Annotated in this window: 23 protein-coding genes and 4 tRNA genes; 15 read left to right on the forward strand and 12 right to left on the reverse strand. The window is 67.1% G+C overall.

Annotated elements, in window-relative coordinates:
• Positions 1 to 217: 217 nt before the first annotated feature.
• A tRNA-Asn gene (locus tag FJ887_RS06950) sits at positions 218 to 290 on the forward strand.
• 145 nt (positions 291 to 435) lie between these two features.
• Positions 436 to 1,488, forward strand: a complete 1,053-nt coding sequence (locus FJ887_RS06955; protein ID WP_137825526.1) for an LLM class flavin-dependent oxidoreductase — start codon at positions 436 to 438, stop codon at positions 1,486 to 1,488.
• 133 nt (positions 1,489 to 1,621) lie between these two features.
• Here the strand turns inward: FJ887_RS06955 and FJ887_RS06960 are convergent, their stop codons facing one another.
• On the reverse strand, positions 1,622 to 2,527 hold the full coding sequence (locus FJ887_RS06960; protein ID WP_140955065.1) for a CPBP family intramembrane glutamic endopeptidase: 906 nt from the start codon (positions 2,525 to 2,527) through the stop codon (positions 1,622 to 1,624).
• 167 nt (positions 2,528 to 2,694) lie between these two features.
• Between FJ887_RS06960 and FJ887_RS06965 the strand changes: the two genes are divergently transcribed.
• The 3 genes from FJ887_RS06965 (at position 2,695) to FJ887_RS06975 (ending at position 5,697) form a co-directional block, all read left to right on the forward strand.
• Positions 2,695 to 4,158, forward strand: a complete 1,464-nt coding sequence (locus FJ887_RS06965; RefSeq protein WP_140955064.1) for an MFS transporter — start codon at positions 2,695 to 2,697, stop codon at positions 4,156 to 4,158.
• 87 nt (positions 4,159 to 4,245) lie between these two features.
• Entirely contained in the window at positions 4,246 to 5,502 is a 1,257-nt protein-coding gene (locus FJ887_RS06970) for an EAL domain-containing protein (RefSeq protein ID WP_137825487.1), read from the forward strand.
• Between the two features lie 121 nt (positions 5,503 to 5,623).
• A tRNA-Ile gene (locus tag FJ887_RS06975) sits at positions 5,624 to 5,697 on the forward strand.
• Between the two features lie 85 nt (positions 5,698 to 5,782).
• Here FJ887_RS06975 and FJ887_RS06980 read toward each other — a convergent pair.
• A complete protein-coding gene (locus FJ887_RS06980; RefSeq protein ID WP_140955063.1) occupies positions 5,783 to 6,553 on the reverse strand; it encodes an ArsR/SmtB family transcription factor in 771 nt (256 codons plus the stop codon).
• 150 nt (positions 6,554 to 6,703) lie between these two features.
• Between FJ887_RS06980 and FJ887_RS06985 the strand changes: the two genes are divergently transcribed.
• Positions 6,704 to 7,003, forward strand: a complete 300-nt coding sequence (locus FJ887_RS06985; protein WP_140955062.1) for a hypothetical protein — start codon at positions 6,704 to 6,706, stop codon at positions 7,001 to 7,003.
• A 132-nt stretch (positions 7,004 to 7,135) separates the two neighbouring features.
• Positions 7,136 to 7,627 (forward strand): DUF3145 domain-containing protein, encoded by a 492-nt coding sequence (locus FJ887_RS06990; protein ID WP_140955218.1) that lies wholly within the window; start codon positions 7,136 to 7,138, stop codon positions 7,625 to 7,627.
• A gap of 176 nt (positions 7,628 to 7,803) precedes the next feature.
• Here FJ887_RS06990 and FJ887_RS06995 read toward each other — a convergent pair whose 3' ends face one another.
• The 6 genes from FJ887_RS06995 to aceE form a co-directional block, all read right to left on the reverse strand.
• Positions 7,804 to 9,045, reverse strand: coding sequence for a beta-ketoacyl-[acyl-carrier-protein] synthase family protein (locus tag FJ887_RS06995; RefSeq protein ID WP_137825490.1), 1,242 nt, complete (start codon positions 9,043 to 9,045; stop codon positions 7,804 to 7,806).
• Between the two features lie 68 nt (positions 9,046 to 9,113).
• Positions 9,114 to 9,365: an acyl carrier protein gene (locus FJ887_RS07000; RefSeq protein WP_137825491.1), complete on the reverse strand. Its 252-nt coding sequence runs from the start codon at positions 9,363 to 9,365 to the stop codon at positions 9,114 to 9,116.
• A gap of 120 nt (positions 9,366 to 9,485) precedes the next feature.
• Positions 9,486 to 10,487, reverse strand: a complete 1,002-nt coding sequence (locus FJ887_RS07005) for a beta-ketoacyl-ACP synthase III (RefSeq protein ID WP_140955061.1) — start codon at positions 10,485 to 10,487, stop codon at positions 9,486 to 9,488.
• An 8-nt stretch (positions 10,488 to 10,495) separates the two neighbouring features.
• A complete protein-coding gene (locus tag FJ887_RS07010) occupies positions 10,496 to 11,431 on the reverse strand; it encodes an ACP S-malonyltransferase (RefSeq protein WP_140955060.1) in 936 nt (311 codons plus the stop codon).
• A 56-nt stretch (positions 11,432 to 11,487) separates the two neighbouring features.
• Positions 11,488 to 12,687, reverse strand: coding sequence for a PucR family transcriptional regulator (locus tag FJ887_RS07015; protein ID WP_137825494.1), 1,200 nt, complete (start codon positions 12,685 to 12,687; stop codon positions 11,488 to 11,490).
• Positions 12,688 to 12,828: 141 nt separating this feature from the next.
• Positions 12,829 to 15,624 (reverse strand): pyruvate dehydrogenase (acetyl-transferring), homodimeric type, encoded by a 2,796-nt coding sequence (aceE, locus tag FJ887_RS07020; protein ID WP_250786189.1) that lies wholly within the window; start codon positions 15,622 to 15,624, stop codon positions 12,829 to 12,831.
• Between the two features lie 214 nt (positions 15,625 to 15,838).
• Here aceE and FJ887_RS07025 point away from each other — a divergent pair, with 214 nt between their 5' ends.
• The 3 genes from FJ887_RS07025 to FJ887_RS07035 all read left to right on the forward strand — a co-directional run bounded on the left by FJ887_RS07025 (position 15,839) and on the right by FJ887_RS07035 (position 17,238).
• The gene (locus tag FJ887_RS07025) at positions 15,839 to 16,282 is read left to right on the forward strand and encodes a DUF3052 domain-containing protein (protein ID WP_249120861.1); all 444 of its coding nucleotides are present in this window, start codon (positions 15,839 to 15,841) and stop codon (positions 16,280 to 16,282) included.
• Between the two features lie 13 nt (positions 16,283 to 16,295).
• A complete protein-coding gene (locus tag FJ887_RS07030) occupies positions 16,296 to 16,763 on the forward strand; it encodes a redoxin domain-containing protein (RefSeq protein ID WP_137825497.1) in 468 nt (155 codons plus the stop codon).
• A gap of 70 nt (positions 16,764 to 16,833) precedes the next feature.
• On the forward strand, positions 16,834 to 17,238 hold the full coding sequence (locus FJ887_RS07035) for an HIT family protein (protein ID WP_140955058.1): 405 nt from the start codon (positions 16,834 to 16,836) through the stop codon (positions 17,236 to 17,238).
• Between the two features lie 3 nt (positions 17,239 to 17,241).
• On the opposite strand, the gene FJ887_RS07040 is transcribed toward FJ887_RS07035, so the two are convergent.
• Both FJ887_RS07040 and FJ887_RS07045 read right to left on the reverse strand, forming a co-directional pair.
• A complete protein-coding gene (locus FJ887_RS07040) occupies positions 17,242 to 17,994 on the reverse strand; it encodes a MerR family transcriptional regulator (RefSeq protein WP_140955057.1) in 753 nt (250 codons plus the stop codon).
• Positions 17,995 to 18,129: 135 nt separating this feature from the next.
• Positions 18,130 to 19,329, reverse strand: a complete 1,200-nt coding sequence (locus FJ887_RS07045; protein ID WP_140955056.1) for a trans-sulfuration enzyme family protein — start codon at positions 19,327 to 19,329, stop codon at positions 18,130 to 18,132.
• 287 nt (positions 19,330 to 19,616) lie between these two features.
• Here FJ887_RS07045 and mhpA point away from each other — a divergent pair, with 287 nt between their 5' ends.
• The 3 genes from mhpA (at position 19,617) to FJ887_RS07060 (ending at position 22,291) form a co-directional block, all read left to right on the forward strand.
• Positions 19,617 to 21,239, forward strand: coding sequence for a bifunctional 3-(3-hydroxy-phenyl)propionate/3-hydroxycinnamic acid hydroxylase MhpA (mhpA, locus tag FJ887_RS07050; RefSeq protein ID WP_140955055.1), 1,623 nt, complete (start codon positions 19,617 to 19,619; stop codon positions 21,237 to 21,239).
• 111 nt (positions 21,240 to 21,350) lie between these two features.
• Positions 21,351 to 21,824, forward strand: coding sequence for an Lrp/AsnC family transcriptional regulator (locus FJ887_RS07055; protein ID WP_137825502.1), 474 nt, complete (start codon positions 21,351 to 21,353; stop codon positions 21,822 to 21,824).
• Between the two features lie 38 nt (positions 21,825 to 21,862).
• On the forward strand, positions 21,863 to 22,291 hold the full coding sequence (locus FJ887_RS07060; protein WP_137825503.1) for a DUF1801 domain-containing protein: 429 nt from the start codon (positions 21,863 to 21,865) through the stop codon (positions 22,289 to 22,291).
• A gap of 26 nt (positions 22,292 to 22,317) precedes the next feature.
• On the opposite strand, the gene FJ887_RS07065 is transcribed toward FJ887_RS07060, so the two are convergent.
• Both FJ887_RS07065 and FJ887_RS07070 read right to left on the reverse strand, forming a co-directional pair.
• Entirely contained in the window at positions 22,318 to 22,683 is a 366-nt protein-coding gene (locus FJ887_RS07065; RefSeq protein WP_140955054.1) for a cupin domain-containing protein, read from the reverse strand.
• A gap of 63 nt (positions 22,684 to 22,746) precedes the next feature.
• Positions 22,747 to 22,823: transfer RNA gene (locus FJ887_RS07070), tRNA-Pro, on the reverse strand.
• A 110-nt stretch (positions 22,824 to 22,933) separates the two neighbouring features.
• Between FJ887_RS07070 and FJ887_RS07075 the strand changes: the two genes are divergently transcribed.
• Together FJ887_RS07075 and FJ887_RS07080 are read left to right on the forward strand one after the other, a co-directional pair.
• Complete coding sequence (locus FJ887_RS07075; RefSeq protein WP_250786190.1) at positions 22,934 to 23,395, forward strand: TetR family transcriptional regulator; 462 nt, start codon at positions 22,934 to 22,936, stop codon at positions 23,393 to 23,395.
• A gap of 82 nt (positions 23,396 to 23,477) precedes the next feature.
• Positions 23,478 to 23,554: transfer RNA gene (locus FJ887_RS07080), tRNA-Val, on the forward strand.
• Positions 23,555 to 23,740 lie beyond the last annotated feature (186 nt).

The following is a 23,740-nucleotide window of genomic DNA, read 5'->3' on the forward strand; positions in this document are numbered from 1 at the left end:
CCCCGATGTTACAGTGCGGTACGCGGCAGCGTCGTGCGCGCGGGGCGATTGTCCGGTTCCCCGTCTCGCCGAGGTGGGGGAAACCGGAGGTGCCCACCGCGGCACCTCGAGGATCGGCACGAGCGGCGCTGGTGTGACCTAACGCACTGGGCGCCGCTTTGGCGAGGTCGGCTCACCTTTGCTATGCTGATTTCTCGTGCGCAGGTCACTGCCACATTCCTCCGTAGCTCAGTTGGCAGAGCATTCGACTGTTAATCGAAGGGTCGCTGGTTCGAGCCCAGCCGGGGGAGCAGAGCAAGGCCCCGTCGTTCGCGACGGGGCCTTCGTCGTTCCCTGCGTGCCCGCACTGGTAGGCGCGAGCCGTCGCCGCCCAAGCCCGCCGCGACACCTGTGATCAGCCGGAATAATTGAACCGTCAACCAGGTTGCCATCAGTATGAAGGCATTCGGATTCTTGAGTTTCGGCCATTACGGACCAGGCGCGGCCCCAGGGGAGTACGGCGCGAAGGAAGCGCTGAAGCAGGCCGTCGAGATCGGCGTCGGCGCCGATGAGATCGGCGTCAACGGAGCGTACTTCCGGGTCCACCACTTCGCACGGCAGGCGGCGTCGCCGATTCCCGTCCTCAGCGCGATCGCTGCGAAGACGAAGCACATCGAGGTCGGCACCGGCGTCATCGACATGCGGTATGAGAATCCGCTCTACCTCGCCGAGGAGGCCGCAGCGCTCGACATCCTCGCCGACGGCCGGGTGGCCCTCGGTGTCAGCCGGGGATCACCGGAGCCGGCCGAACGCGGGTGGGAGGCCTTCGGCTATCTCGATGCCGAGGACGCCAAGGGGGCGAACATCGCCCGCGCGAAGTTCGGGAAGTTCATGGCCGCGATCAAGGGCGAGAAGATGGCACCGGCGGATCCGAAGCAGTTCGGTCCCGGTGCCCGGCTCTCCATCGAACCGCATGCCCCCGGCCTCGACCGCCGCATCTGGTGGGGTGCGGCGACCCGAGCGACGGGGGAGTGGGCGGCCGAACAGGGCGTCAACCTCATGAGTTCGACCCTGCTCACCGAGGCGACCGGCGATTCGTTCGCCGACCTCCAGCGCGAGCAGATCGACAAGTTCCGCGAAGCATGGAAGGAAGCCGGTCACGACTGGACCCCGCGAGTGTCGGTGAGCCGCAGCATCTTCCCGATCACTACCGATCTCGACGACCTCTACTTCGGGCGGCGCTCCCATGAGGACGGCGACCAGATCGGCATCATCGATGACATGCGCTCGACGTTCGGCAAGACCTACGCGGCGGCCCCGGACGTCCTCATCGAACAGCTCAAGGACGACCCGGCGATCGAAGCCGCCGACACGGTCATGCTGACGATCCCCAGCCAGATCGGCGTCGACTACAATCTCCACGTCCTCCAGTCCTTCGCCGAGCACGTCGCTCCGGCACTGGGCTGGAAGCCGAACTGGGAGGGCCCGGTCACCGGCTACCCGATCTGATCCGCTCCATAGCAGGGCCCGGCGCACACCTCGTGCACCGGGCCCTGCTGTGCGTCATGACGGTACTGCCGGTGGTGCGCCCGGTCTCGCCGAGACGATGGTCGAGGTCATGCTTCTTTCCGTCTGTAACTGCTCAGAGGGGGTCGGCCGTCGCCGCACGCCGCCGCCGGCGGACCATGATGACGGCGACGATCGTGCCGAGAGCGAGCATGAGCGAGGACACGAGACTGCCCTCGAAGCCGAACGATCCGCCTGAGATCAGGTCGCTGGCACCGGGGGTCGGGCGGAAGGAGAGGACGGAGGTCTCGACGTCCATGTTCGAGACATGGGCACCCCAGAGGTTGCCCTGACCCCAGTTCCATACGGCATGGAACGCACAGACGCCCCAGAGCCCCTCCTCGGCGAGCGACCAGAAGCCGAGGAACACCGCCACGAGGACGAGATTGAGCACGGGCACGACGGTGATGCCGCCGTTGGCGCCGTGAAGAAGAGTGAACCACACCGTCTGGACGACGAAGGCCGCGAGCAGTCCCCACTTCCAGGACACGGCCTGGACGAGGTAGCCGCGGGCGAAGAGCTCCTCGGTGCTGCCCTGGATCGTGAAGCCGACGAGGAGGACGAGTGCGGGAAGCAGCGCATTCCAGTTCGGCGCGCCGAGGGTCCCCTGACCGGTCGCGACGGTGATGAGGGCGACCGCGGAGATCATGACGAGGCCGATGAGCGCTCCGCGGAGGATCTTCACCCCCGCCGAGGGCGCGGCGAAGCCGAGCGAGCGGATCGGTCGGCGCTCCTTGAACCGGACCCAGAGCATGAGGAGGATCGCTCCGACCCCGAAGCTGCCGGTGAGCACCGCCTGTTGGACGAAGGTGAGTCCGGCTCCCTCGGTCGGCAGACCGGCCGGCAGGGCCGCGAGCTGGGCGACGAAGAAGATCACGGTGGCGATGACGATGCCGAGGATCGGACCCGTCGGCCGCTGGGCCTGACCCATCGCCGCAGGGAATGTCAGGGACTGAGCTGGGTTGCCGTTCGGATTCATCATGGTCCGATCGTCGCGGTGGGAGGGGAGGTCGCCCTACCGTCACACGCTCACGGGCCGGTGTCAACGGGTGGTCCCACCGCGCCGGCCACCGGGCAAGGGGATAGGATCGCCAGCGGGAGGACGGTCGACGGTGACGTCGGCTGTCGAGAACGGTCGAAAGGTGTGGAATGGCTGCTGGCGGCGGAATGACTCAGGTGCAGAAGCGGATCCTCCTCGTCGCTCTCGTCCCGCTGTTCATGTCCCTGCTGTCGGTGTCGATCATCAACGTCGTCCTCCCGGCGATCGAACGCGACCTCGGCGCCTCAACCTCCGCTCTGCAGTGGGTCCTCACCGGGTATGCGCTCTCCTTCGGCGTCGTCCTCGTCGCGGCCGGTCGCGCCGGCGACGTCTTCGGCCGGGCCCAGCTCTTCATCGCCGGGGTCAGCCTCTTCGGCATCTCCTCGCTCGTGTCGGGGCTTGCCCCGGACCCGATCACCCTCAACATCGCCCGCGTCGTCATGGGCCTGGGCTCGGGGCTGCTCAACCCGCAGGTCGTCGGTCTCCTCCAGCAGTACTTCGAAGGACCGCGCCGCGGTCGTGCCTTCGGCCTCATGGGCACGATCGTCGGTCTGTCGGTGGCGATCGGACCGGTGCTCGGCGGTGTCCTCATCGCGATCTTCGGCAATGCCTTCGGATGGCGGGCGGCGTTCCTCGTCAACGTCCCGTTCGCCATCCTCGCCGTGATCTTCGCGATCGTCTGGCTGCCGAAGTCCGCGTGGGGCCCGGCTGTCGACCAGACCGACCCCATCGACGAGGCGGTGCCCCCGGCCCAGCGTCGGCACCGGCACGATCTCGACCCCGTCGGCGTCATCCTCCTCGGCCTCGGCGTCCTCCTCGTCCTTCTGCCGTTCGTCGAATCCTCCGTCGGCTGGTTCGTGTGGTTCGCCCTGCCGCTCGGACTCGTCGTCATCTGGGCGTGGACGAAGTGGGAGCGACGGTACGAATCGCGTGGCCGGACCCCGATGGTCGAACTCGACCTCTTCGCGATCAAGAGCTTCAGCAACGGCTCGATCATCATCGCCCTCTACTTCATGGGGGTGACGAGTGTGTGGGTGATCGTCGCGATGTTCATGCAGCAGGGCCTCGGTCACACCGCACTGGCCTCGGGGCTCATCGGGCTGCCCGCCGCGCTGCTCTCGGCCCTGTCGGCCGACATTTCCGGGCGCTACGTCTTCCAGGCCGGGCGCCGCCTCGTCGTCTGGGGCATCGTCACCTGCCTCTTCGGTCTGCTCTCCTCGGTCCTCGTCGTCGCCCTCCTCGCCCAGGGCATCGGCAGCGAATGGTGGCTGCTGCTCACCCTCAGCTTCGTCGGCATCGCGCAGGGCATGGTCATCAGCCCGAACCAAACGCTCACGCTCAACGAGGTGCCGCTCAAGTACGCCGGATCGGCCGGGGGAGTGCTGCAGACCGGTCAGCGCATCGGCACCTCGATGGGGTTGGCGATCCTCACCGCGGTCGCCTTCGCCGTCGTCGCGGTCAGCGACTGGGATCTCGGGCTCATCGTCGCGTTCCTGGCAATCGCCGTTGTCGTCATCATCGCCGGCATCGTCGGGATCGCCGAGGTCAGGCGCACGCGGCGACCTCAGCTGTGAGCGGAATAATGTTATCGAATCCAAACCGTTGACCGGACACGACTGTGGAAGACTGTGTACGCAGGTTTTCACAGGGAAGGACAGACGGTGGTAGGCACGGCGAACGATCAGGACCTGGCCCTCGAGGAGCTGGTGCGGTCGGGAGGGATCGAGACCTTCTTCGCACCCGTGGTCGACTCCTTCACCTTCGACACCGTGGGCTATCAGATCCTCCAAGCGCCGATCGGCGACCCCGCTCTCGGCCACGCCGAGTCGGAGAACCTGCGCCAGGCGATGCACGCCTCAGCGATGATCGGCGACATCGACGCCTCGATGCGGGCGACCGCCCTGCGCACCGCCGAGGCGGCCGGACTGCCGAACTCCAACCGCCTCTTCCTCCACGCTGAGGAGGAGTCCTTCGCCACGCTCGAGGATCGGACGGCCGAACCCGATCGCTCGTGCATCCTCCAGCTCGACGCCGACCGCGTCTCCTCCTCCCCGGCCTCTGTCCTCCGCTCAGTGCGCCAGGCCCGGTCGATGGGGTGGGGTGTGGGAATGTCGTCGGTGGGACCCGACCTGCGCAGCACGTCGTTCGTGCCGCTCGTCAACCCCTCGGTCGTCGGACTGCACCCCGACGTCCTCACCATCGAGTGCAGTGCGCAGCTGGCCGAGCTCAATCGGCTCCTCCATGCCCATCTCGAGCGGACCGGTGCGGTCATCCTCGCCGAGGGGGTCTCGAGCGAGGACGACCTCGACCGGGTGCAGGCGCTCGGCGCGCGTTTCATGTCGGGGCCGTACTTCGGTCGTTCGACCCGTGAGCCCGAGCCGTTCGCGCCTCCGGTCGAAGACGCTCTCGCCGATCACCATTCGCGCAACCTCCCGGCGCTCGGCACTCCGTACTCGATTGCGCAGGGGCTGCGGCGCGAGCCTCTCGTGATGAACCGCGAACTGCTCATCGCCCAGATCGCCGCCCTCGAGGAGCGGGCTCTGGCCTCCGGTGCGGCGACGATCACGCTCGGCGTCTTCGGGGACGAGGAGTCGTTCTCCCAGGAGACCTATGACCGGTATGAGCGGATCCGCGACACGGTCGGCCTCACAGCGATGTTCTCCGGCGGCTTCACGACTCCGCCGGTGCCTGGAGTTCGCGGGGGAGTCGTCGACGCCTCCGATCCGATGCGCAAGGAGCACGGAGTGGTCGTCGTCGGACCCGACTGGTCGGGTCTCGTGGCCGCCGCCCGCCGCAACGATCCCGGCAGCGACGGACAGGTCGAGTACGACGTCTACATCACCACAGAGCGCTACACGTGCGTCGATGCCGCCCGCAGCGTGCTCACTCGGATCTCTCCGAGCACCTCGGCGCACTGACCCGTTCGCCGCGCAGTTCGCCCACCGTCGAGCAAGCTCCGCCGGCTCTGCGTCGTAGGTCTCCCGCGATCCGCGCGAAATGGGAGCTGCCGGACTTCTGGTGCTAATCTGGTCAGGGCTCGCCCCCGTAGCTCAGCTGGTCAGAGCAGGGAACTCATAATTCTTTGGTCGCCGGTTCAAGTCCGGCCGGGGGCACCCCTGTGCGATCGCCCCGCAACCCTCACCGCGGTGAGAGGTGCGGGGCTTCGTCGTCACCCGACACCGCCAATGAGGCTCGACCTCAGCTGTGCATCGGCGCACCGGTCTCGATCCAGGTTTTGAGGTTGGAGATGAGGACCAGGCTGCCGTGGTCGACCTGGCGGGCGGTCTCAGTGGACGGGTCGAGGTCGAAGTGTTCGATCGTCACCAGCGTGGATCCGTCGCGGGACTCGAGGGACCACACGAGGCGGAAGGGGGCCTCCGGAGCGACGGCGTCGTCCCAGACCGGAGAGAAGGTCATCTCCAGGCGGTGGCCGGGGTCGGCTGCGATGATCGTGCCCTCAGCGGCTTTTCGGCCGTCAGGGTAGGTGTAGGTGTACGCGGTGCCGGGCTCCAGTGACGAGTTGAGCGTCGTGGTGAAGTACCACGAGGAACTCTCCTCGGTCAGTGCGGTCCAGACCCGTTCGGGTGAGGCGTCGATGACGATGGCGTGGCGGTGCAGCGGTGTCGTGGTGCTCATGATCTCCGGTCTCCGTTCGGAGGTGCTCTTCAGTCGGTTCAAAGCCTGCCCCCACTCGAACGCGTAGTCGTCGAGCCAGCGGTGTGCCAGCGCGACCAGCGGTGCGGCATTGAGATAGCAGTGGCGGATTCGCCCGGCTTTGTGCGAGGTGACCAATCCTGCGTCCTCGAGCACACCCACGTGCTTGAGGACGGCATGGCGTCCGAGTGCGGGCAGGACCTGCCCGAGCTCGCTCACGCTCTGCCCGTCTCGGTCGTGGAGGGCGTCGAGAAGAGCCCGCCGGCTCGGATGGGAGAGCGCCAGGAGGACCGCGTCGTCATCGGAAGTCGCCACGGACGCAACAATAGGTGACTCATGAGTCACCTGTCTAGACCCGGCCTGGACCCGATTCGATAGGCAAAGACGTCGGCTGCGACCCCAGCCCGGGGAACCGCGAAGGCAATCGGTCTCCAGGAGAGAGCTCGATCATTAAATCTCTGCCTGATGATCATTCACAATGATTTGCTTTTCATTGAGGGCACGGAGGTTCATGCTGAAAGGGAGCGAAAGTCGCTGCACAGGTGGGAGGAGTTGGTGATGATGGTGCTGCTGATTGTGGTCGGGATGATGATCGGTGTTCTCCTCATCATCGGGCGGGCCGTGTGCCCCGCTGCCGAACGCCTCGCGTGGCAGGACCTCGGGCTCGACGGATGGGTGGTCACCGCCGTGCGCGGCTGGGCCGCCGTCAGCGGTCTCTCGCGGTTGGAGACGATGACCGAGCAGATGCATCGCCGCCGCTCCTGACCGCGTTGAAGAACCGCGTGTCATCAGGCATTTCGCTACTTGGCTCACGTGTGTTTGTCGACTATCATGAGCGGAGTACCTCCTTTCGGATCGTAGGGGAAGACGTATCCGAGGTAGGAGGCACACATGGATATGACACAGGGCGTACTCTTCGTCCACTCAGCACCTCGCGCGCTCTGCCCGCACATCGAATGGGCAGCGGGCGGGGCGATCGGCGCACAGGCACGCTTCGACTGGACTCCCCAGCCGGCAGCACCGGGCCTCGTGCGCGCCGAAGTCTGCTGGCGTGCGCCGGCAGGTTCGGGCTCTCGCATCGCATCCGCACTCCGCGGATGGGACTCTCTGCGCTACGAAGTCACCGAGGAACCCTCGGCCGGTGTCGACGGCGGGCGGTGGAGCCACACTCCTGACCTCGGCATCTACCACGCCGTGACCGACACCGTCGGCAACATCCTCGTGCCCGAAGACCGCATCCGCTCCGTCATGGAGCGTGCCGGCGGAGATCCCGCGAAGCTCGCCCACGAGATGGGCCTCGCCCTCGGCGAAGCGTGGGACGAAGAGCTCGACGCATTCCGCCACGCCGGTGAGGGCGCCCCCGTGCGCTGGCTGACGAAGGTCGGCTGACTCCGGCACACTCGCCGCGATTCCGCACCCCGACTGTGCGGCGACCCTGCAGGATGACGAGTGGGAACGTCTCTGCCTCCGACGTGCCCACCGGTCTGCGCCTCATCTGCGACACAAGGAAGGGCCCCAGCTTCGGCTGGGGCCCTTCCTTGTGTCGCCGGACGTGTGTCGGTCGATCACACCGACTTGAAGGCGACGACCGCGTTGTGTCCGCCGAATCCGAAGGAGTTCGACAGGGCGGCGATGTCACCGTCGGGCAGCTGTGCGGGAGTGTCCCGGACGATGTTGATCTTCACCTTGGGATCGACCTCGGTGATGTTCATCGTCGGGGGAGCGGTCCGCGTCTCGAGCGCCTTGACCGTGAAGATCGCCTCGACCGCCCCGGCACCGCCGAGGAGGTGACCGGTCATCGACTTCGTGCCGCTGACGAGCGTGTCGTCGACGGAGTCGCCGAGGAGCTCGGCGATCGCCACGGACTCGGGGATGTCACCGACCGGCGTCGACGTCGCGTGCGCGTTGACGTGCTTGATGTCGGCAGGGGTGAGGCCGGCGGCCTCGAGCGCATCCTCCATCGCCTTGAGCGCATACTTGCCCTCGGGCTCGTTGCCGGTGATGTGGTAGGCGTCGTTCGAGATGCCCCAGCTGGCCACCTCGGCGTAGATCTTCGCCCCGCGGGCCTTCGCGTGCTCCTCGGTCTCGAGGATGAGCGCGCCGGCGCCCTCGCCCATGACGAAGCCGTCACGGTCGACGTCATAGGGCCGGGACGCGGTCTCGGGGGAATCCGTGCGACGCGAAAGCGCCTGCATCGAATTGAACGCCGCCAGGGTGATCGGGTGGATAGCGGCTTCGGAGCCGCCGGCGATGACGATGTCGGCGTCGCCGTTCGCGATGAGGTCGTAGGCGTGACCGAGGCTCTCGGTCGACGACGCGCAGGCCGAGACCATCGTCTGCACACCGGCGCGCGCCTTGAACTCCATGCCGATCGCGGCGGCCGGGCCGTTGGGCATGAGCATCGGCACGGTCAGGGGCATGACGCTGCGCGGACCTTCGTCCTTGAGCGTGTCCCAGGCGTCGAGCAGCGTCCACACGCCGCCGATGCCGGTAGCCCAGGAGACGGCGGTGCGTTCGGGATCGGTCTCCTCGAGACCGGCGTCGGCCATGGCCTCACGGGCGGAGATGAGAGCGAACTGGCTCGAGGGGTCGAGGCGCTTGGCCTGCACCCGCTTGAGCTTCTCGGGCACGACCTCGGGGTCGACCGTCGCAGCGAAGTCGACGGTCAGGCCGTACTTCTCGGCCCAGTCGTTGTCGAGCGTGGACACGCCGGACTGACCGGCCAGCAGGGCCTGCCAGGTCTCATCGGCAGTGGCGCCCAAGGGGGTCACCGCACCAATCCCGGTGACGACAACTTTTGGTGTCATGGTGTAAACCTCGTCGATAGTGTGGGACACGGCCCGTCGGTGGACGGGCCGTGTGCGTCCTCAGATGTTCAGGCTTCTTGGGCCTTATTGATGTAGTCGACGGCATCCTGGACGGTGACGAGGTCCTTGACGTCGTCGTCCGGGATCTTCACGCCGAACTTCTTCTCGGCGTTGACGACGATCGTCATCATGGAGATCGAGTCGATGTCGAGATCGTCGGTGAACGACTTGGAGGGCTCGACGGCCTCGACGGCCAGGCCGGTCTCTTCGTTGACGATCTCTGCCAGTCCGGAGAGGACTTCAGCTTCGGTGAATGCCATTTCTTTCCTACTTTCTAGTGACAACCGAGATGTCCCCGGTCGGATTGGAACGGTATCGACGAGTGTCCCGCCGAATATCTTAGGTCATTCGCGCGGTGATTTCGCCCGCGCCACGGGGGCTCAGGGCAGGCGAACGACCTGTGCGCCGTAGACGAGTCCGGCGCCGAATCCCATCTGCAGGGCGAGTCCGCCGCTGAGCTCGGGCTGTTCGCGCAGGAGACGTTCGGTGGCCAGCGGGATCGAGGCCGCCGAGGTGTTGCCGTTGTCGGCGATGTCACGGGCGATGACGACGGACTCGGGCAGACCCAGCTGCTTGGCGAGTTCGTCGATGATGCGCATGTTCGCCTGGTGGGGGATGAAGGCGGCGAGATCGGAGGCCTCGACTCCGGATTCCTCGAGAGCCTTCTTCGCCACCTCGGCGCCGTCCCACACCGCCCAGCGGAAGACGGTGGGTCCGTCCTGGCGCAGGGTGGGGAACGGCAGGTCGCGGTCGTCGCGGACATCCATGAGGGATTCGGTCATCCGGATCGTCGACCAGTTCTCGCCCTTCGACCCCCACACGGTCTTCGAGATCCCCGGCTCATCGGCCGAGGTGACGACGACCGCGCCGGCCCCGTCGCCGAGGATGAAGGAGATCGAGCGGTCGGTGGGATCGATGACGTCGGAGAGCTTCTCAGCGCCGATGACGAGGACGTTGTCCATCGTGCCGGCGCGCACGAGCGCATCGGCCTGGGCGATGCCGTAGCAGTAGCCGGCGCACGCGGCGCTGATGTCCCACGCGGGCACCGGTCCGGTGCCGATGCGGTCGGTGAGCGCAGCGGCAGCCGAAGGCGTGAAGTAGGGGAAGGTCACCGTGGAGATGATGACGCCGCCGACGTCCTCGGGCTTGAGACCCGCCGAGGCGATCGCCTCGAGGGCCGCCTCTTCGCACATCTCGAGCACGCCGACGTCCTTGCTGGCCCGGCGGCGGGTGACGATGCCGGTGCGCTGCCGGATCCACTCGTCCGAGGAGTTGATCGGACCGGCGATCTCGTCGTTGGTCACGAGGTTCTCGGCGCGGTAGGCGCCGATGCCGGCGATCTTCGAGAACCGGCCGGTCTGTGCGGTGTTGAGTGTGGGCATGGCGGTGGTCATCCTTCTTCTCCGGCGTTGGCCGCGGCGCCCGCATGGGCGGCCGCGAACTCACGCGCACCGTCGAGGTCGGCGGCTGACTTGATCGGGTAGGTCTCGACGCCCTTGAGCGACCGGCGGGCGATGCCGGTGAGCGTGCCGCCGGGGACGAGCTCGATGAGCCCGGTGACGCCGAGGCGCTGCAGCGTCTCCTGGCAGAGATCCCAGCGCACCGGGTTGGTCACCTGGGAGACGAGGAGGTCGACGTAGGCAGCACCGCTGTCGACGACGCTGCCGTCGGAATTCGTGAGGATCGGCAGGCTCGGATCGGTCACGGTCAGCTCGGTCGCGGTCTCCGTCAGCGCCGGCACAGCCGGAGCCATGTACTCGGTGTGGAACGCCCCGGCGACGGGCAGCGGGATGACCCGGGCGCGCTCGGGCGGGTTCTCCGCGAGGGTCTCGAGGTTCGGCAGTGCACCGGCGGCCACGGTCTGGCCGCCGCCGTTGACGTTGGCCGGTGCGGCACCGGCAGCGTCGATCGCGGCGAGGACGTCCGCGGGCTCCCCGCCGACGACGGCGGACATCCCGGTCGGGGTGGCGGCTGCGGCCTCGGCCATGCCGGCGCCGCGCACAGCGACGAAGCGCATGGCATCGGCGGGAGTGAGGATGCCGGCGATCTGTGCGGCGGCGATCTCACCGACCGAGTGGCCGGCGACGACGTCGGGGGTGACGCCGAGCTCGGCGGCGCAGGCGATGGCCGCGGCGACGAGCAGCGGCTGCGCGAGCGCGGTGTCCTTGATCGTCTCGTCATCGGAGGTCGTGCCGTGTGCGCGCAGGTCGATGCCCGACGCGGCGGCGAGTTCATCGATCTGTGCTGAGAAGGTCTCGAGTTCGAGGAAGGACTCGAGGAAACCTGACTTCTGGGCGCCCTGACCTGGGCACGTGATGACTAGCACTGAGAATCTCTTTTCGTTCGACGTCGCTGTTCAATCTAACGGATGGTTGTCGGGCGTCATTGCGTTTTGTCGCCTTGCGACAATAGCCCGGCATCTGACAGTCGTCCGTACACCAATGCGATGTGGATGACGAAGGCGTCCCGGGAGACTGTGGGATCGAGTCCGATCGCCTCGGTGATCTTCCGCAGCCGGTACCGGACGGTGTTGGGGTGGACGGACAGCGCCTTCGCGGTGGCTTCGAGGGAGGAGCCGAACTCGACGTAGGCGCTCACCGTCTTGAGCAGCTGGCCGGTGCCCGAGGTCAGCGGCTCGTAATAGCGGGAGATGAGCTCGCCCAGGGCCACGGCATCACCGGCCAGAGCCCTCTCGGGCAGGAGCTCGTCGGCCTTGACCGGGCGCGGGGAGTCGGGACGGGCGGTGGCTGCCTTGAGCGCCATGATCGCCGCCTTCGCCGAGGTGGCCGCCTCGGCGAGCGTCGGCACGCTGGGACCGACGATGACCTCGGAGGGGCCGAAGCAGTCCGAGAGGTCCTCGACTGCGGTGTCGAGGTCGCTGACGCCGCCGAGGACGAGGAGGAGGCGGTTGTCGTGGATGCCGACGAGGGCGTCCTCGGCCCATTTCCGAGCCTTGCGGCGGATGACCTCGATGCCCTTCTTCGCCGATCGCTGCGGGGCGCGGCCGACGAGGACGGTGACCGGTTCCTCGGACTGCCACCCGAAGGCGGCGGTGCGGCTGGCGAGTTCGTCGACGGAGTCCCCGCGCACGAGGGCGTCGACGACCATCGCCTCGAGACGGGCGTCCCAGCTGCCGCGGGCCTCGGCAGCCCGGGCGTAGACGTCGGCCGCGGCGAACGCGATCTCGCGGGAGTAGATGAGCACGGCTTCGCGCAGCGCCGGCTGCTCGGCGGTGCGCGCGATGTCGGGCACGCGCTCCTCGACGACTTCGACGACGACCTTGAGCAGCTGGAGGGTCTGCTGGAGGCTGATGGCGCGGATGAGGTCGCGGGGCGCGGACTTGAAGATCTCGCTGACGACCCGCAGGTCGGTGTCGGGCTGACGGTACCAGTCGATGAACGAGCTGATGCCCGACTGGGCGAGGAGCCCGACCCATGAGCGATCCGATGGCGACATCGAGCGGTACCAGGGCAGCCGGGTGTCGAGCCGCTGCAGGGTCACGGTGGAGAGGACGCCGACGCCTGCGCGCAGTCGTCGACCCGTCTCCGCTCGCCGACGGAGAGTCTCAGTGTCGGAGGTCATGGACTCCAGCTTAAAGCCTGTGGGACAAAACGCTTGTGCGAAACGCACAAAAATCTGTCATCGGGGACAGAAATGGCCGGAGTCCTGTCGACTCCGGCCATCTCCGCCACTCAGCGAGTGCGGCTGCTCACCTGTTCAGGCTCACGCACCGGCACCTTCGGTCGAACCGGAGGCGCCCGCCCGCGGATCGTCGAGCCGGTACTTCTTCGCCGCCTCGGCGGCCTTGTCGATCGGGATCACTCCGGTGTCCGCAAGCGAGATGAGCGCCTGGGTCGCCATCGAGGGACCGTCGACGAGGTAGTACCGGCGCGCCGCGGGACGGGTGTCCGAGATCGCGTAGCCGTCGGTGCCCAGCGACGTGAAGTGATTGGGCACGTACTGCCGGATCTGGTCGGGCACGGCCCGCATGAAGTCCGAGGTCGCGATGACCGGACCCGAGGCGTCGAGGAGCTTCTCGGTGACGAACGGGATCCGCGGCTCCGCCTCAGGGTCGAGCAGGCGCGCATCGTCGGCGGCGAGGCCGTCGCGGCGCAGCTCGGTCCATGAGGTCACCGACCACACGTCGGCGGACACGCCCCAGTCCTTCTCGAGGAGCTCCTGGGCCTCCAGGGCCCACGGCACACCGACGCCGGAGGCCATGAGCTGAACCTTCGGTCCTCCGTTGTCGGGCCCCTTCTTGAGCAGGTACATGCCCCGCAGCAGGCCGTCGACGTCGAGGTCCTCGGGTTCAGCCGGCTGGACCATCGGCTCGTTGTACATCGTCAGGTAGTAGAGGACGTTGGGGTCCCGGCCGTCGTCGGGCCCGTACATCCGGTTGAGTCCGTCCTTGACGATGTGGGAGATCTCGTAGACGTAGGCCGGGTCGTAGGAGATCACCGACGGGTACGTCGAGGAGAGCAGATGCGAGTGACCGTCACCGTGCTGGAGTCCCTCGGCCACGAGCGTCGTGCGTCCGGCGGTGGCGCCGAGGACGAAGCCGCGGGCCATCTGGTCACCGGCGGCCCAGAAGAAGTCACCGGTGCGCTGGAACCCGAACATCGAGTAGAAGATGTAGAACGGGATCATCGGTTCGCCGTGCGTGGCGTACGAGGTGCCGACAGCGGTCAGCGCCGCCGTCGCCCCGGCCTCGTTGATGCCGACGTGGAGGAGCTGGCCGTCCATCGCCTCCTTGTAGGCGAGGAACAGGTCGCGGTCGACGGAGATGTAGTTCTGCCCGTGCGGGTTGTAGATCTTCGCCGTCGGGAAGAACGAGTCCATGCCGAAGGTGCGGGCCTCATCGGGGATGATCGGCACGATGCGCTTGCCGAACTCCTTGTCGCGCATGAGGTCCTTGAGGACGCGGACGAAGCCCATGGTCGTCGCGATCGTCTGCTTGCCCGAGCCGCGGCGTCCGGCCTCGTAGGCCTTGTCGCCGGGCAGGGCGAGGTCGACGTACGTGCTGCGCCGTTCGGGGGAGTACCCGCCGAGGTCGGCCCGCCGCTGCTGGAGGTACTTGATCTCCGGGGCGTCGGGGCCCGGGTGGTAGTACGGCGGCAGCTTCGGGTTCTCCTCGAGCTCCTTGTCGGAGATCGGGATCTGGAAGTGATCGCGGGCGAGCTTGAGGTCGTCGATCGTCATCTTCTTCATCTGGTGCGTCGCGTTGCGCGCCTCGAAGTGCGGACCGAGCGAGTAGCCCTTGACAGTCTTGACGAGGATGACGGTGGGCTGACCGGTGTGCTCGAACGCGGCCTTGTAGGCGGCGTAGACCTTGCGGTAGTCGTGGCCGCCGCGCTTGAGCTGCCAGATCTGCTCATCCGAGTAGTTCTCGACCATCGCCTTCGTCCGCGGATCGCGGCCGAAGAAGTTGTCGCGGACGAACCCGCCGGACTCGCCCTTGTAGGTCTGGTAGTCACCGTCGGGGGTCTCGTTCATGAGGTTGACGAGGGCGCCGTCGCGGTCCTTGGCCAGCAGCGCATCCCACTCGCGGCCCCAGACGACTTTGATGACGTTCCAGCCGGCCCCGCGGAAGTACGCTTCGAGCTCCTGGATGATCTTGCCGTTGCCGCGCACCGGTCCGTCGAGGCGCTGCAGGTTGCAGTTGATGACGAAGTTGAGGTTGTCGAGCTCCTCGTAGGCGGCGACGTGGAGCATGCCGCGGCTTTCGGGCTCGTCGAGCTCGCCGTCGCCGAGGAACGCCCACGTCTGCTGCTGCGACGTGTCCTTGATCCCCCGATTGTGGAGGTACTTGTCGAACTGGGCCTGGGCGATCGCGTTCATCGGGCCGAGGCCCATCGAGACGGTCGGGTGCTCCCAGAAGTGCTCGAGCTGCCGCGGGTGCGGGTACGACGGAAGGCCGGCGGGCTTGCCGTCGATGAGGTGGGACTGCTGCTGACGGAATCCGTCGAGCTCCTCCTCGCTCATCCGTCCCTCGAGGAAGGCGCGGGCGTACATGCCGGGGGAGGCGTGTCCCTGATAGAAGATGTGGTCGCCGCCGCCGGGGTGGTCCTTGCCGCGGAAGAAGTGGTTGAGACCGACTTCGTAGAGAGTCGCCGAGGAGGCGTAGGTGGAGATGTGACCGCCGACCTCGATGCCGGGGCGCTGGGCGCGGTGGACGAGCATCGCGGCATTCCAGCGGTTCCACCGGCGGTAGCGGCGTTCGACCTCTTCGTCACCGGGGAACCACGGTTCGTTCTCAGGCCCGATCGTGTTGACGTAGTCGGTGGCGGTGAGGCTGGGCACGCCGATCTGCTTCTGGCGCGAGCGCTCGAGCATCCGCAGCATGACGTAGCGCGCACGCGAGCGCCCGCCTTCATCGATGAGGGAGTCGAGAGAGGCCAACCACTCCTCTGTCTCCTCTGGATCGATGTCAGGCACCTGGCTTGGCAGCCCGTTGAGTATCGGTCCGCCCTGATTGCGATTGTCCACAGTGTGGTCCTCTCTTCCCTCCGCGACCTGCATTGGTGGCGAAGTCGCGTTCTGCCGATGGAATGCGGTTCGGGTGATGACACTGAGCCCAGGGTCCACCGGATTCGATTCCAGCCTAGTACGCGGCGGCCGACTTCGCTCTGCCGTCTCCTGTGATCTGGATGACGACGACGGAATCCGCAGAACGGCCCGGCGAACGGGCGCGCCGACATTTGCCCCCGTCTGCAAATGGCGGAACAATGTCTGTATGAGCAACTCCGCTTCTGAAAGGACCTCTTCCACGTCGACCCTGCCGACCGAACTGGGACACAATCTCGGATTGGCAGCGGGGGACTATGTGCAAGAAATCGGCTACGACGACGACGTCGACCTCGATCTGTGCCAGGCGATCGAAACCATCATCGGAGAGAAGATCGCCGACGGCGACGTCGATGACGTATTCGACGTCATCCTCATGTGGTGGAGGTCCGACGACGACGACCTCATCGACGGCCTCGTCGACGCTCAGGTCACCCTCAAGGACGGAGGGGTCGTGTGGCTGCTCTCTCCCAAGGCCAACCGACCCGGCCACATCACCCCGGCAGAGATCTCCGAAGCGGCCCCGACCGCCGGCATGCACGTCACCTCGACCGTGTCCGCGGCCGAGGATTGGGCGGGCTTCCGCCTCGTCGGCAAGAAGAACTACTCATGAGCGCAGGCCGTCCATGATCCCGGGGCCCGGCGACCGGGCTCCCGACTTCTCCGTGACCGATCAGTTCGGCCGGACCATCACCCTCGCCGAGGCGACCGGCAGCTCCGTGGTCATCCTCGCATTCCTGCCCTATGCCTTCTCCCCGGTGTGCGGCGACGAGATCCGCGCCCTGCAGGAGATCCAGGACGACGCCGATGCGGCAGGCGATGATCTCACCGTCATCGCGATCACCGCGGATGCGAAGTACACCCTGGCGGCGTGGGGTGCCGAACGGGGTGTGAATCTCTCGATCGGCTCGGACTTCTGGCCCCACGGTGCGGTGGCGCGTGCCTACGGCGTCTTCGACGAGGACCACGGGGTCGCCGAGCGCGGTGTGTTCGTCATCACGAAAGCCGGTACGATCGAAAGCGGCCGCCAGGTCGCACGCACCGAGACCCGGGACTTCGCGATCGAGGCCCGCATCGCCGCCGGCATCGCCTGAGCCACCGGCAGCGCTGCGACCGCAGCACACCGGGCCGCTTTTCAGCCGCCCTCGACCGAGGAGGACCGCCATGGCCACGATCTTCACGAAGATCATCAACGGAGAGATCCCCGGAGCATTCGTCTACGAGGACGACCGGTGCGTCGCCTTCCTCGACGTCTCCCCGCTCACCGAGGGACATGCGATGGTCGTCCCGCGTGAGGAGATCTCCGCGTGGACGGACCTCGACGACGATCTCCTCGATCACCTCATGAATGTTGCGAAGCGGATCGGCCGTGCTCAGGAGGCCGCGTTCGAGTGCGAGCGGATCGGGATGATGATCGTCGGCTACGAGGTGCCCCACGTCCACATCCATGTGTGGCCGACGACGTCGATGGCCGATTTCGACATCTCCGACCGGGCCCCGATGCAGGACGCGCAGACGCTGGAAGGGCCCGCCGAGAGGATTCGGCAGGCCCTGTCCCAGCAGTCCTGAGCGTCAGTTCGCGTCGAGGTAGGACACGAGCGCGGCGCGGACGAACTCCGCACCCTGCTCACCGTAGTTCGCGGCGAACCGCGGGTCGGCGACGTACATCTCCGCGAGTCCTCGAACGTAGCCGTCGGTGTCACCGTCGGGGTCGGCGGCCGGGGTGCCGGGGACCGAGGACAGCCACTCGATGTGACGGCGGGACAGATCCCGCGCCTCGGGCGAATCCGGGTCGACACCCGCCTCGGCGGCTTGGGACCATTCGGTGGCAAGGTCACGGACACGGGCCTGCCAGCCGGCGCGCTCGTCGTCGCTCATCCCATTCCACCATTTCTCCGAGGTCTCGTAGGCGGCATCACCCCACCGCTGCCGGACCTCGTCTTCGTGCTCTCGATGGTCGAAGCCATCGAACATCTCCTCCGCCATGAGCGGTTCACCTGCTCTCAGTCGTGTCATCGTCGCGGTGACGGCGGCGATCTGCCGCTCCAAGCGCGCTCGCTCGCGTCTGAGCTCGCGCACGTGCTCCTCGAGGGCGGTGATCGGATCCGCGGTGGTCTCGAGCACCTCGGCGATCCGACCCAGCGGCAGGCCGAGCTCCCGCAGGAGGAGAATCCTCTGCAGGCGGACGAGGGCGTCCTCGTCGTAGTGTCGGCTGCCACCGGCTGCCCTCGACGACGGAGACAGCAGGCCGATCGCGTCGTAGTGACGCAGAGTCCGGCTCGTCGTGCCCGTCAGTCGCGCTGTTTCCTGTATGGACCAGTCCATGGGAATCAGCGTAGAAGTTGACGTCGCGTCAACGTCAACACCCCGTCAAGCGGCAGCGGCGTTAGTGGTCACAGAACCGAGGGATGCGCGCGATCTCGGCTGCATTGCCCAGGGTCTGTGACTGCGAACGCCTGCTCACGCGGCGGCGCGGACGGCGTCGAGGGCGGTGAAGAGGTCCTCGGCGAGGTCGTCGACGTGTTCGAGGCCGACGGAGAGGCGCACGAGTCCGTCGCCGGGTTTCGCCTCGGAGGCGACGGGACGGTGGGTCAGCGATGCGGGGTGCTGGATGAGGGTGTCGGCGCCGCCGAGGGAGACGGCATGGACGACGAGGCGGCAGTTCTCGACGAAGGTGCGGGCCGCCTCGAAGCCGCCGGCGATGTCGAGGGCGATCATTGCGCCGGGGCCGGCCATCTGCCGGCCGAGCAGACCGTGCGGATCCTGCCCCTCGAGTCCGGGGTAGCGGACCGCGGCGATCGCCGGATGGGCGCTGAGGCGCTCGGCCAGCTGCGTCGCGGTGGCCTGGGCGGCGCGCATCCGCACCCCGAGCGTGCGCAGTCCGCGATGGAGGAGGTAGGCGCCCATCGGATGGAGCAGGGCGCCGGTGATCGCGCGGACCTGACGCAGCCGGGTCGCCCACTGCGAGTTCGTCGCGATGATCCCTCCCATCGCATCGCCGTGGCCGCCGATGTACTTCGTCGCACTGTGAAGGACGAGGACGGCGCCGTGCCGGATCGGGCGCTGGAGAACAGGCGTGGAGAACGTGTTGTCGACGAGGACGGGAACAGCGCCCGCCGCCGCGACGACAGCGTCGAGGTCGACGAGGTCGAGGCTCGGATTCGCCGGGGTCTCGACGATGACGAGACCGGTGTCGTCCCGCACGGCCGAGGCGATGCCCTCCGGCGTCGTCCACGTCACCGTGGTGCCGAGCAGACCGGAGTCGAGCAGATGGTCGCTGCCGCCGTAGAGCGGACGGACGGCGACGATGTGCGGAGTCCCGGCGCTGACCGCGGCGAGCAGAGCCGTCGTCAGGGCCGCCATGCCGGTGGCGAAGGCCACAGCCTCCTCGGCGTGTTCGAGTTCGGCGAGGGCGGATTCGAAGCGGGCGACGCCGGGCTGCCACAGGCGCTGGTAGACGGCGGAGTCGCCTTCGCGCAGGGGATGGCCGGTGGCGAGCCATTCATACGATTCGCCGCCGGTGTCGATGTCGCCGACCGGGTTCGTCGTCGAGAGATCGATCGCGGGAACATGGACGCCCGCCTCGGTGAGGCCGTCCATGCCGCCGTGGACCATGAGGGTTTCGGGGTGAAGGGGTGATTCGGGGTGAAGAGAGGTCATGGCGGAATTCAATCGGGTTTCTCTCAACGACCGCAAGGTATCATCAAGGATCTTCTGCATTCGACCCTGTTCCGGCAGGATCCTTGACGAAGTGAACAGTGACGTGACGCGCGCCGCAGGATCTGCCGCCGGTGCGTCTCGCCTCGGTGCGCGAGTGCCGGGGAGCTGAGAGGAGCCTCTGCGTGGTGGTCATGCCTTGACCGGGCCACCCGATGTGCCTAAGCTCATTGAACATAATCATTATGTTTAATATCACATGATGACCAAACTCGAGGAGGAGTTGCCCCATGGTTGATGTCGATGTCATTCAGGTCGGATTCGGTCCCGTCGGACAAGTGCACGCAGCACTGCTCGGGGCGCAAGGGCACACGGTCGCGGCCTTCGACAAATGGCCGGGAACCTACCCGCTGCCGCGCGCCGGACATCTCGATCACGAGATCATGCGGATCCTCCAGGGCATCGGCGCGACCGACGCCTTCCGGCTCCAGGCGATTCCGATTCCCGACTACGACTGGGTGAATGCGGCGGGGGAGCTGCTGCTGCGGATCGACTGGAATGCTCCGACGCCGTCGGGCTGGAAGTCGGACTACCTCTTCTACCAGCCGGAGCTCGAGGCCGCCGTGCTCGACGCGGTCGGCAGGCATCCCAGTGTCACCGTCGAACTCGGGTGGGAGGCCGTCGAGGTGACCAACCATCCCGACCATGTCGAGGTGCGCGTGCGCGAGGTCGAGAAGACCGAGGCGGGCCTCACTCCCACCGGCAACGAGAAGACGGTCGCCGGTCGCTACCTCATCGGTGCCGACGGCGCGAACTCCCTTGTCCGCCGGCAGGTCGGCATCGAATGGGAGGATCTCGGCTTCGAGGAGGACTGGCTCGTCACCGACATCGAACCCCATGATCGCGATATGGTCATCGATATGCCCGACGCCGGGCAGATCTGCGACCCGGAGCGCCCGGTCTCCCTCTTCCGCTGGCTCGGGCGGCACACGGCGCGCTGGGAGTTCATGCTGCTCGACGATGAGAGTCCCGAGGACATGGCGAAGGAGGAGACGATCTGGTCGCTGCTGTCGCGATGGGGGCTGAGTGCGGACAACGCGTCGATCGTGCGGAAGAAGGTCTACGGCTTCCGCTCGCTCATCGCCTCGACGTTCCGCCGGGATCGCACGCTGCTCATCGGCGATTCCGCCCACCTCATGCCGCCGTTCATGGGGCAGGGGCTGTCCTCGGGCCTCCGCGACGCGGTCAATCTCGCATGGAAGCTCGACCTTGTGCTCTCCGCGCGGGCCGGTGACGATCTGCTCGACGCCTACACCGTCGAACGGCGCCCCCATGCCCGGGCCTACATCGAGGCGTCGATGGCGCTCGGCCGGGTAGTCTGCATGAAGGATCCGGATGAGGTCGCGGCCCGTGATGCCGCATTCCTCGCCGGGGAGGTCCCGCCGCCGGTCCTGCCGTGGCTGTATGAGGGGGTTCTCGACGGCGGTGAGAGCACCGAGGTGATCGGACGTCTCGGTCTGCAGGCCAGGGTGGAGGCGCAGGGCCGGGACGGCCTGGCCGACGACGTCATCGGCACAGGGTGGACGCTGCTGTCCTCCCGCGGTGACTATCTTGACGACCTCACCGCCGAGCAGCGGGCGATCATCGATGCGCTGGGCATGGTCCACGCCCATGTCAGCCGGGCCGAACTCGATTCGGCGCACAGCGTCGTCGACGTCGACGCCGACTACTCGCGCTGGTTCCGCGACATCGGCTCACCGATCGTCATCGTGCGACCCGACTACTACGTCTTCGGTCATGCCGCGAACTCCGCGGAGCTCGGCGCGCTCCTCGACCGTCTCGCCGAGCGGGCCTCACTCACCGTGTCCCCGGCGGCGGACGCCGTCCACGACAAAGCTGCCGCGCAGGTCTGAGCGGCCAGCAGCTCGGGGCGCTGGGCACGCGCGGATCGTCGATGGGATGGGAGCAGGCGCGCCCGAGTGCGTAGACTCTCCGAGACGGATCAGTTGAGGGGAGCGGGCACCGTGTCGCAGAAGATCGAACTCGATGACATCGACCGGCGACTGCTCTCGGCCCTGAGCGAGAATGCCCGCGCGTCGGGTGCTGCTCTGGCCGCGGAGGTCGGGATCTCGGAGTCGACGGTGTCGCTGCGGCTCAAGCGTCTGCGCTCGAGCGGCGTCATCCGCGGCTACAGCGTCGACATCGACACCTCGGCGCTCGGGATTCCGCTCCAGGCGCTCATCTCGATCCGCCTCGCCCAGCACGACCGGGCGCAGATCGACGCCTTCACCGCTGCGGCGCCGAAGTTCCCCGGCGTCGTGCGGATGTACCACATGGCCGGCGCCGACGACTATCTCCTCCACATCGTCGCCCCCGACACCGAGGCAGTCCAGGCCTTCGTCCTCGACTACCTCACCCGGTACCCGGCGGTCGCCCACACGCGGACGAACCTCATCTATCGCGTCGAGGACGGCACGGACTGGCTGCCGGAGAGCTGAGCACTGACAACGCCGACCGCCTCGGCGATAATCGATCCATGGCCGAACAGAAGACAAAGCCCACCGACGCCGATGTCCACGCCTTCATCGCTGCCGCGACCCCGGCGAAGCGCCGTGTCGACGGCCAGCGGCTCGCGGAGATCTTCACCGAGGTGACCGGGGTCGATCCGGTGATGTGGGGGCCGTCGATGGTCGGCTACGGCGAGTATCACTACCGGTCACCGGTCAACCCGCGCAATCACGGGGTGTGGCCGAAGACCGCGTTCTCCCCGCGGAAGGCGCAGCTGTCGCTCTACGGCCTCAAGGACCTTCCGAACGGTGCGGCTCTGCTGCCGAGGCTCGGGACGTACACCGAAGGGGCCGGGTGCGTGTACGTGAAGAAGCTCGAGGACATCGACGAGGCGGTCCTCCGGCAGCTCATCGCGATCGCCTTCGCCCGGGAGGACGACCCCGAACCGCAGCGGTGAGCGTTCTGCACAGGCCCCGGTGGCTCTCAGGTCCTGAGCGGTGGCCGTGATCCGATGCTCAGGCCCGGTTTGCGCTGGTGGACGGAGAAGTAGGTGAGACCGGATGGGCCGGCGAGGAACCGGCGCGTCGAGCGGCGGGGGAGCCAGACGATGAGACCGGGCGAGAGGTCGAGGGTGTCCGCGGCCGTCTCGAGGGTTCCCGAACCGGAGAGGACATGGATGAGCACGTCGAGGTCGGGGCCGGTGTGGGCGCGGATCTCGTCAGCGGCCGGCAGAGTGATGATGTTCGCGTCGAGATCCCGCTCTGGCGGGGTCAGCTGCCAGGCGGAACCGGACATCCGCGGTGGAACCTCGAGTTCGGAGGTGTCGGCGACAATCTGGGGAGTGGGCATGGGAACCACTCTAGAACGAAAGAATCTCGGGGCATCGTGCCTGCGATGCCCCGAGATTTCACTTGGTCGGGATAGCGGGATTTGAACCCACGACCTCCTCGTCCCGAACGAGGCGCGCTACCAACCTGCGCCATATCCCGTGACCAGCAACTACTATAGCCAGGGGATCGCGCATTTGAGAAATCGAGCGCGGGGAATGTCGAAAAGTGAAAGGTACGTCTCATTGGCGCTGAGTGCTGAGAGCATCACGATGACCGCACTCGACGTGCTCTCACGCTACGGATTGGGCGATCTGTCGATGCGTCGCCTCGCCCGTGAGCTCGACGTCCAGCCCTCCGCGCTCTACTGGCATGTGAAGAACAAGCAGGACCTCCTCGTGCTCATCGCGAAGAAGATGGGCGCCGAGGTCGACGGCCGCGCCCCGGTCACTGCAGACCCGCTCGTCACCGTTCTGGCGCTGCGCGATGTGCTGCTGCGGTTCCGTGACGGCGCGGAGATCTTCATGCTCGGGTACTCGCTCGCCCCGGACGACGTCACCCCCGCCGGACTGACCCCGACACGGCTCGGGGCGACCACCTCGGCGGCCGTGCTGTCGTACGCCCTCGGTGCGGTCGCCATCGAACAGAACCGCGCCCTCTTCGACGTCGCGGACGCCGCCGCAGGTGAGCGGTTCGCCGAGGTGGCCGCCGGGCTCCTGCGCCAGCGGGCCTGACCCTGTTTGGGGCGGGATTGACGTGGTCGTCACTGGTTGCAGCAGCGGGTGGGGGATATGACATACTGAACACGCGCGTTTGGGGCCTATAGCTCAGTTGGCTAGAGCATCTCGTTTACACCGAGAGGGTCGGGGGTTCGAGTCCCTCTGGGCCCACCAATGTGATGTGTCGCGACACATTTCACGCTTCTGACCCAGGTATGTCTCACGGCATCGGGTTAATGATCAGAATGTGGCTATAGCGCAGGCGCGTCGAGCTCACACACGTCGTCGTGGCCGGACGCCTTACTCCTTTGGTACAGTTGCCGCCTCGGTACTGAACCCAGTCCCATAGAACCGGTTCGG

This window comes from Brevibacterium sp. XM4083 (genome assembly GCF_006489205.2).
In the GTDB taxonomy this organism is placed as follows: Bacteria; Actinomycetota; Actinomycetes; order Actinomycetales; family Brevibacteriaceae; genus Brevibacterium.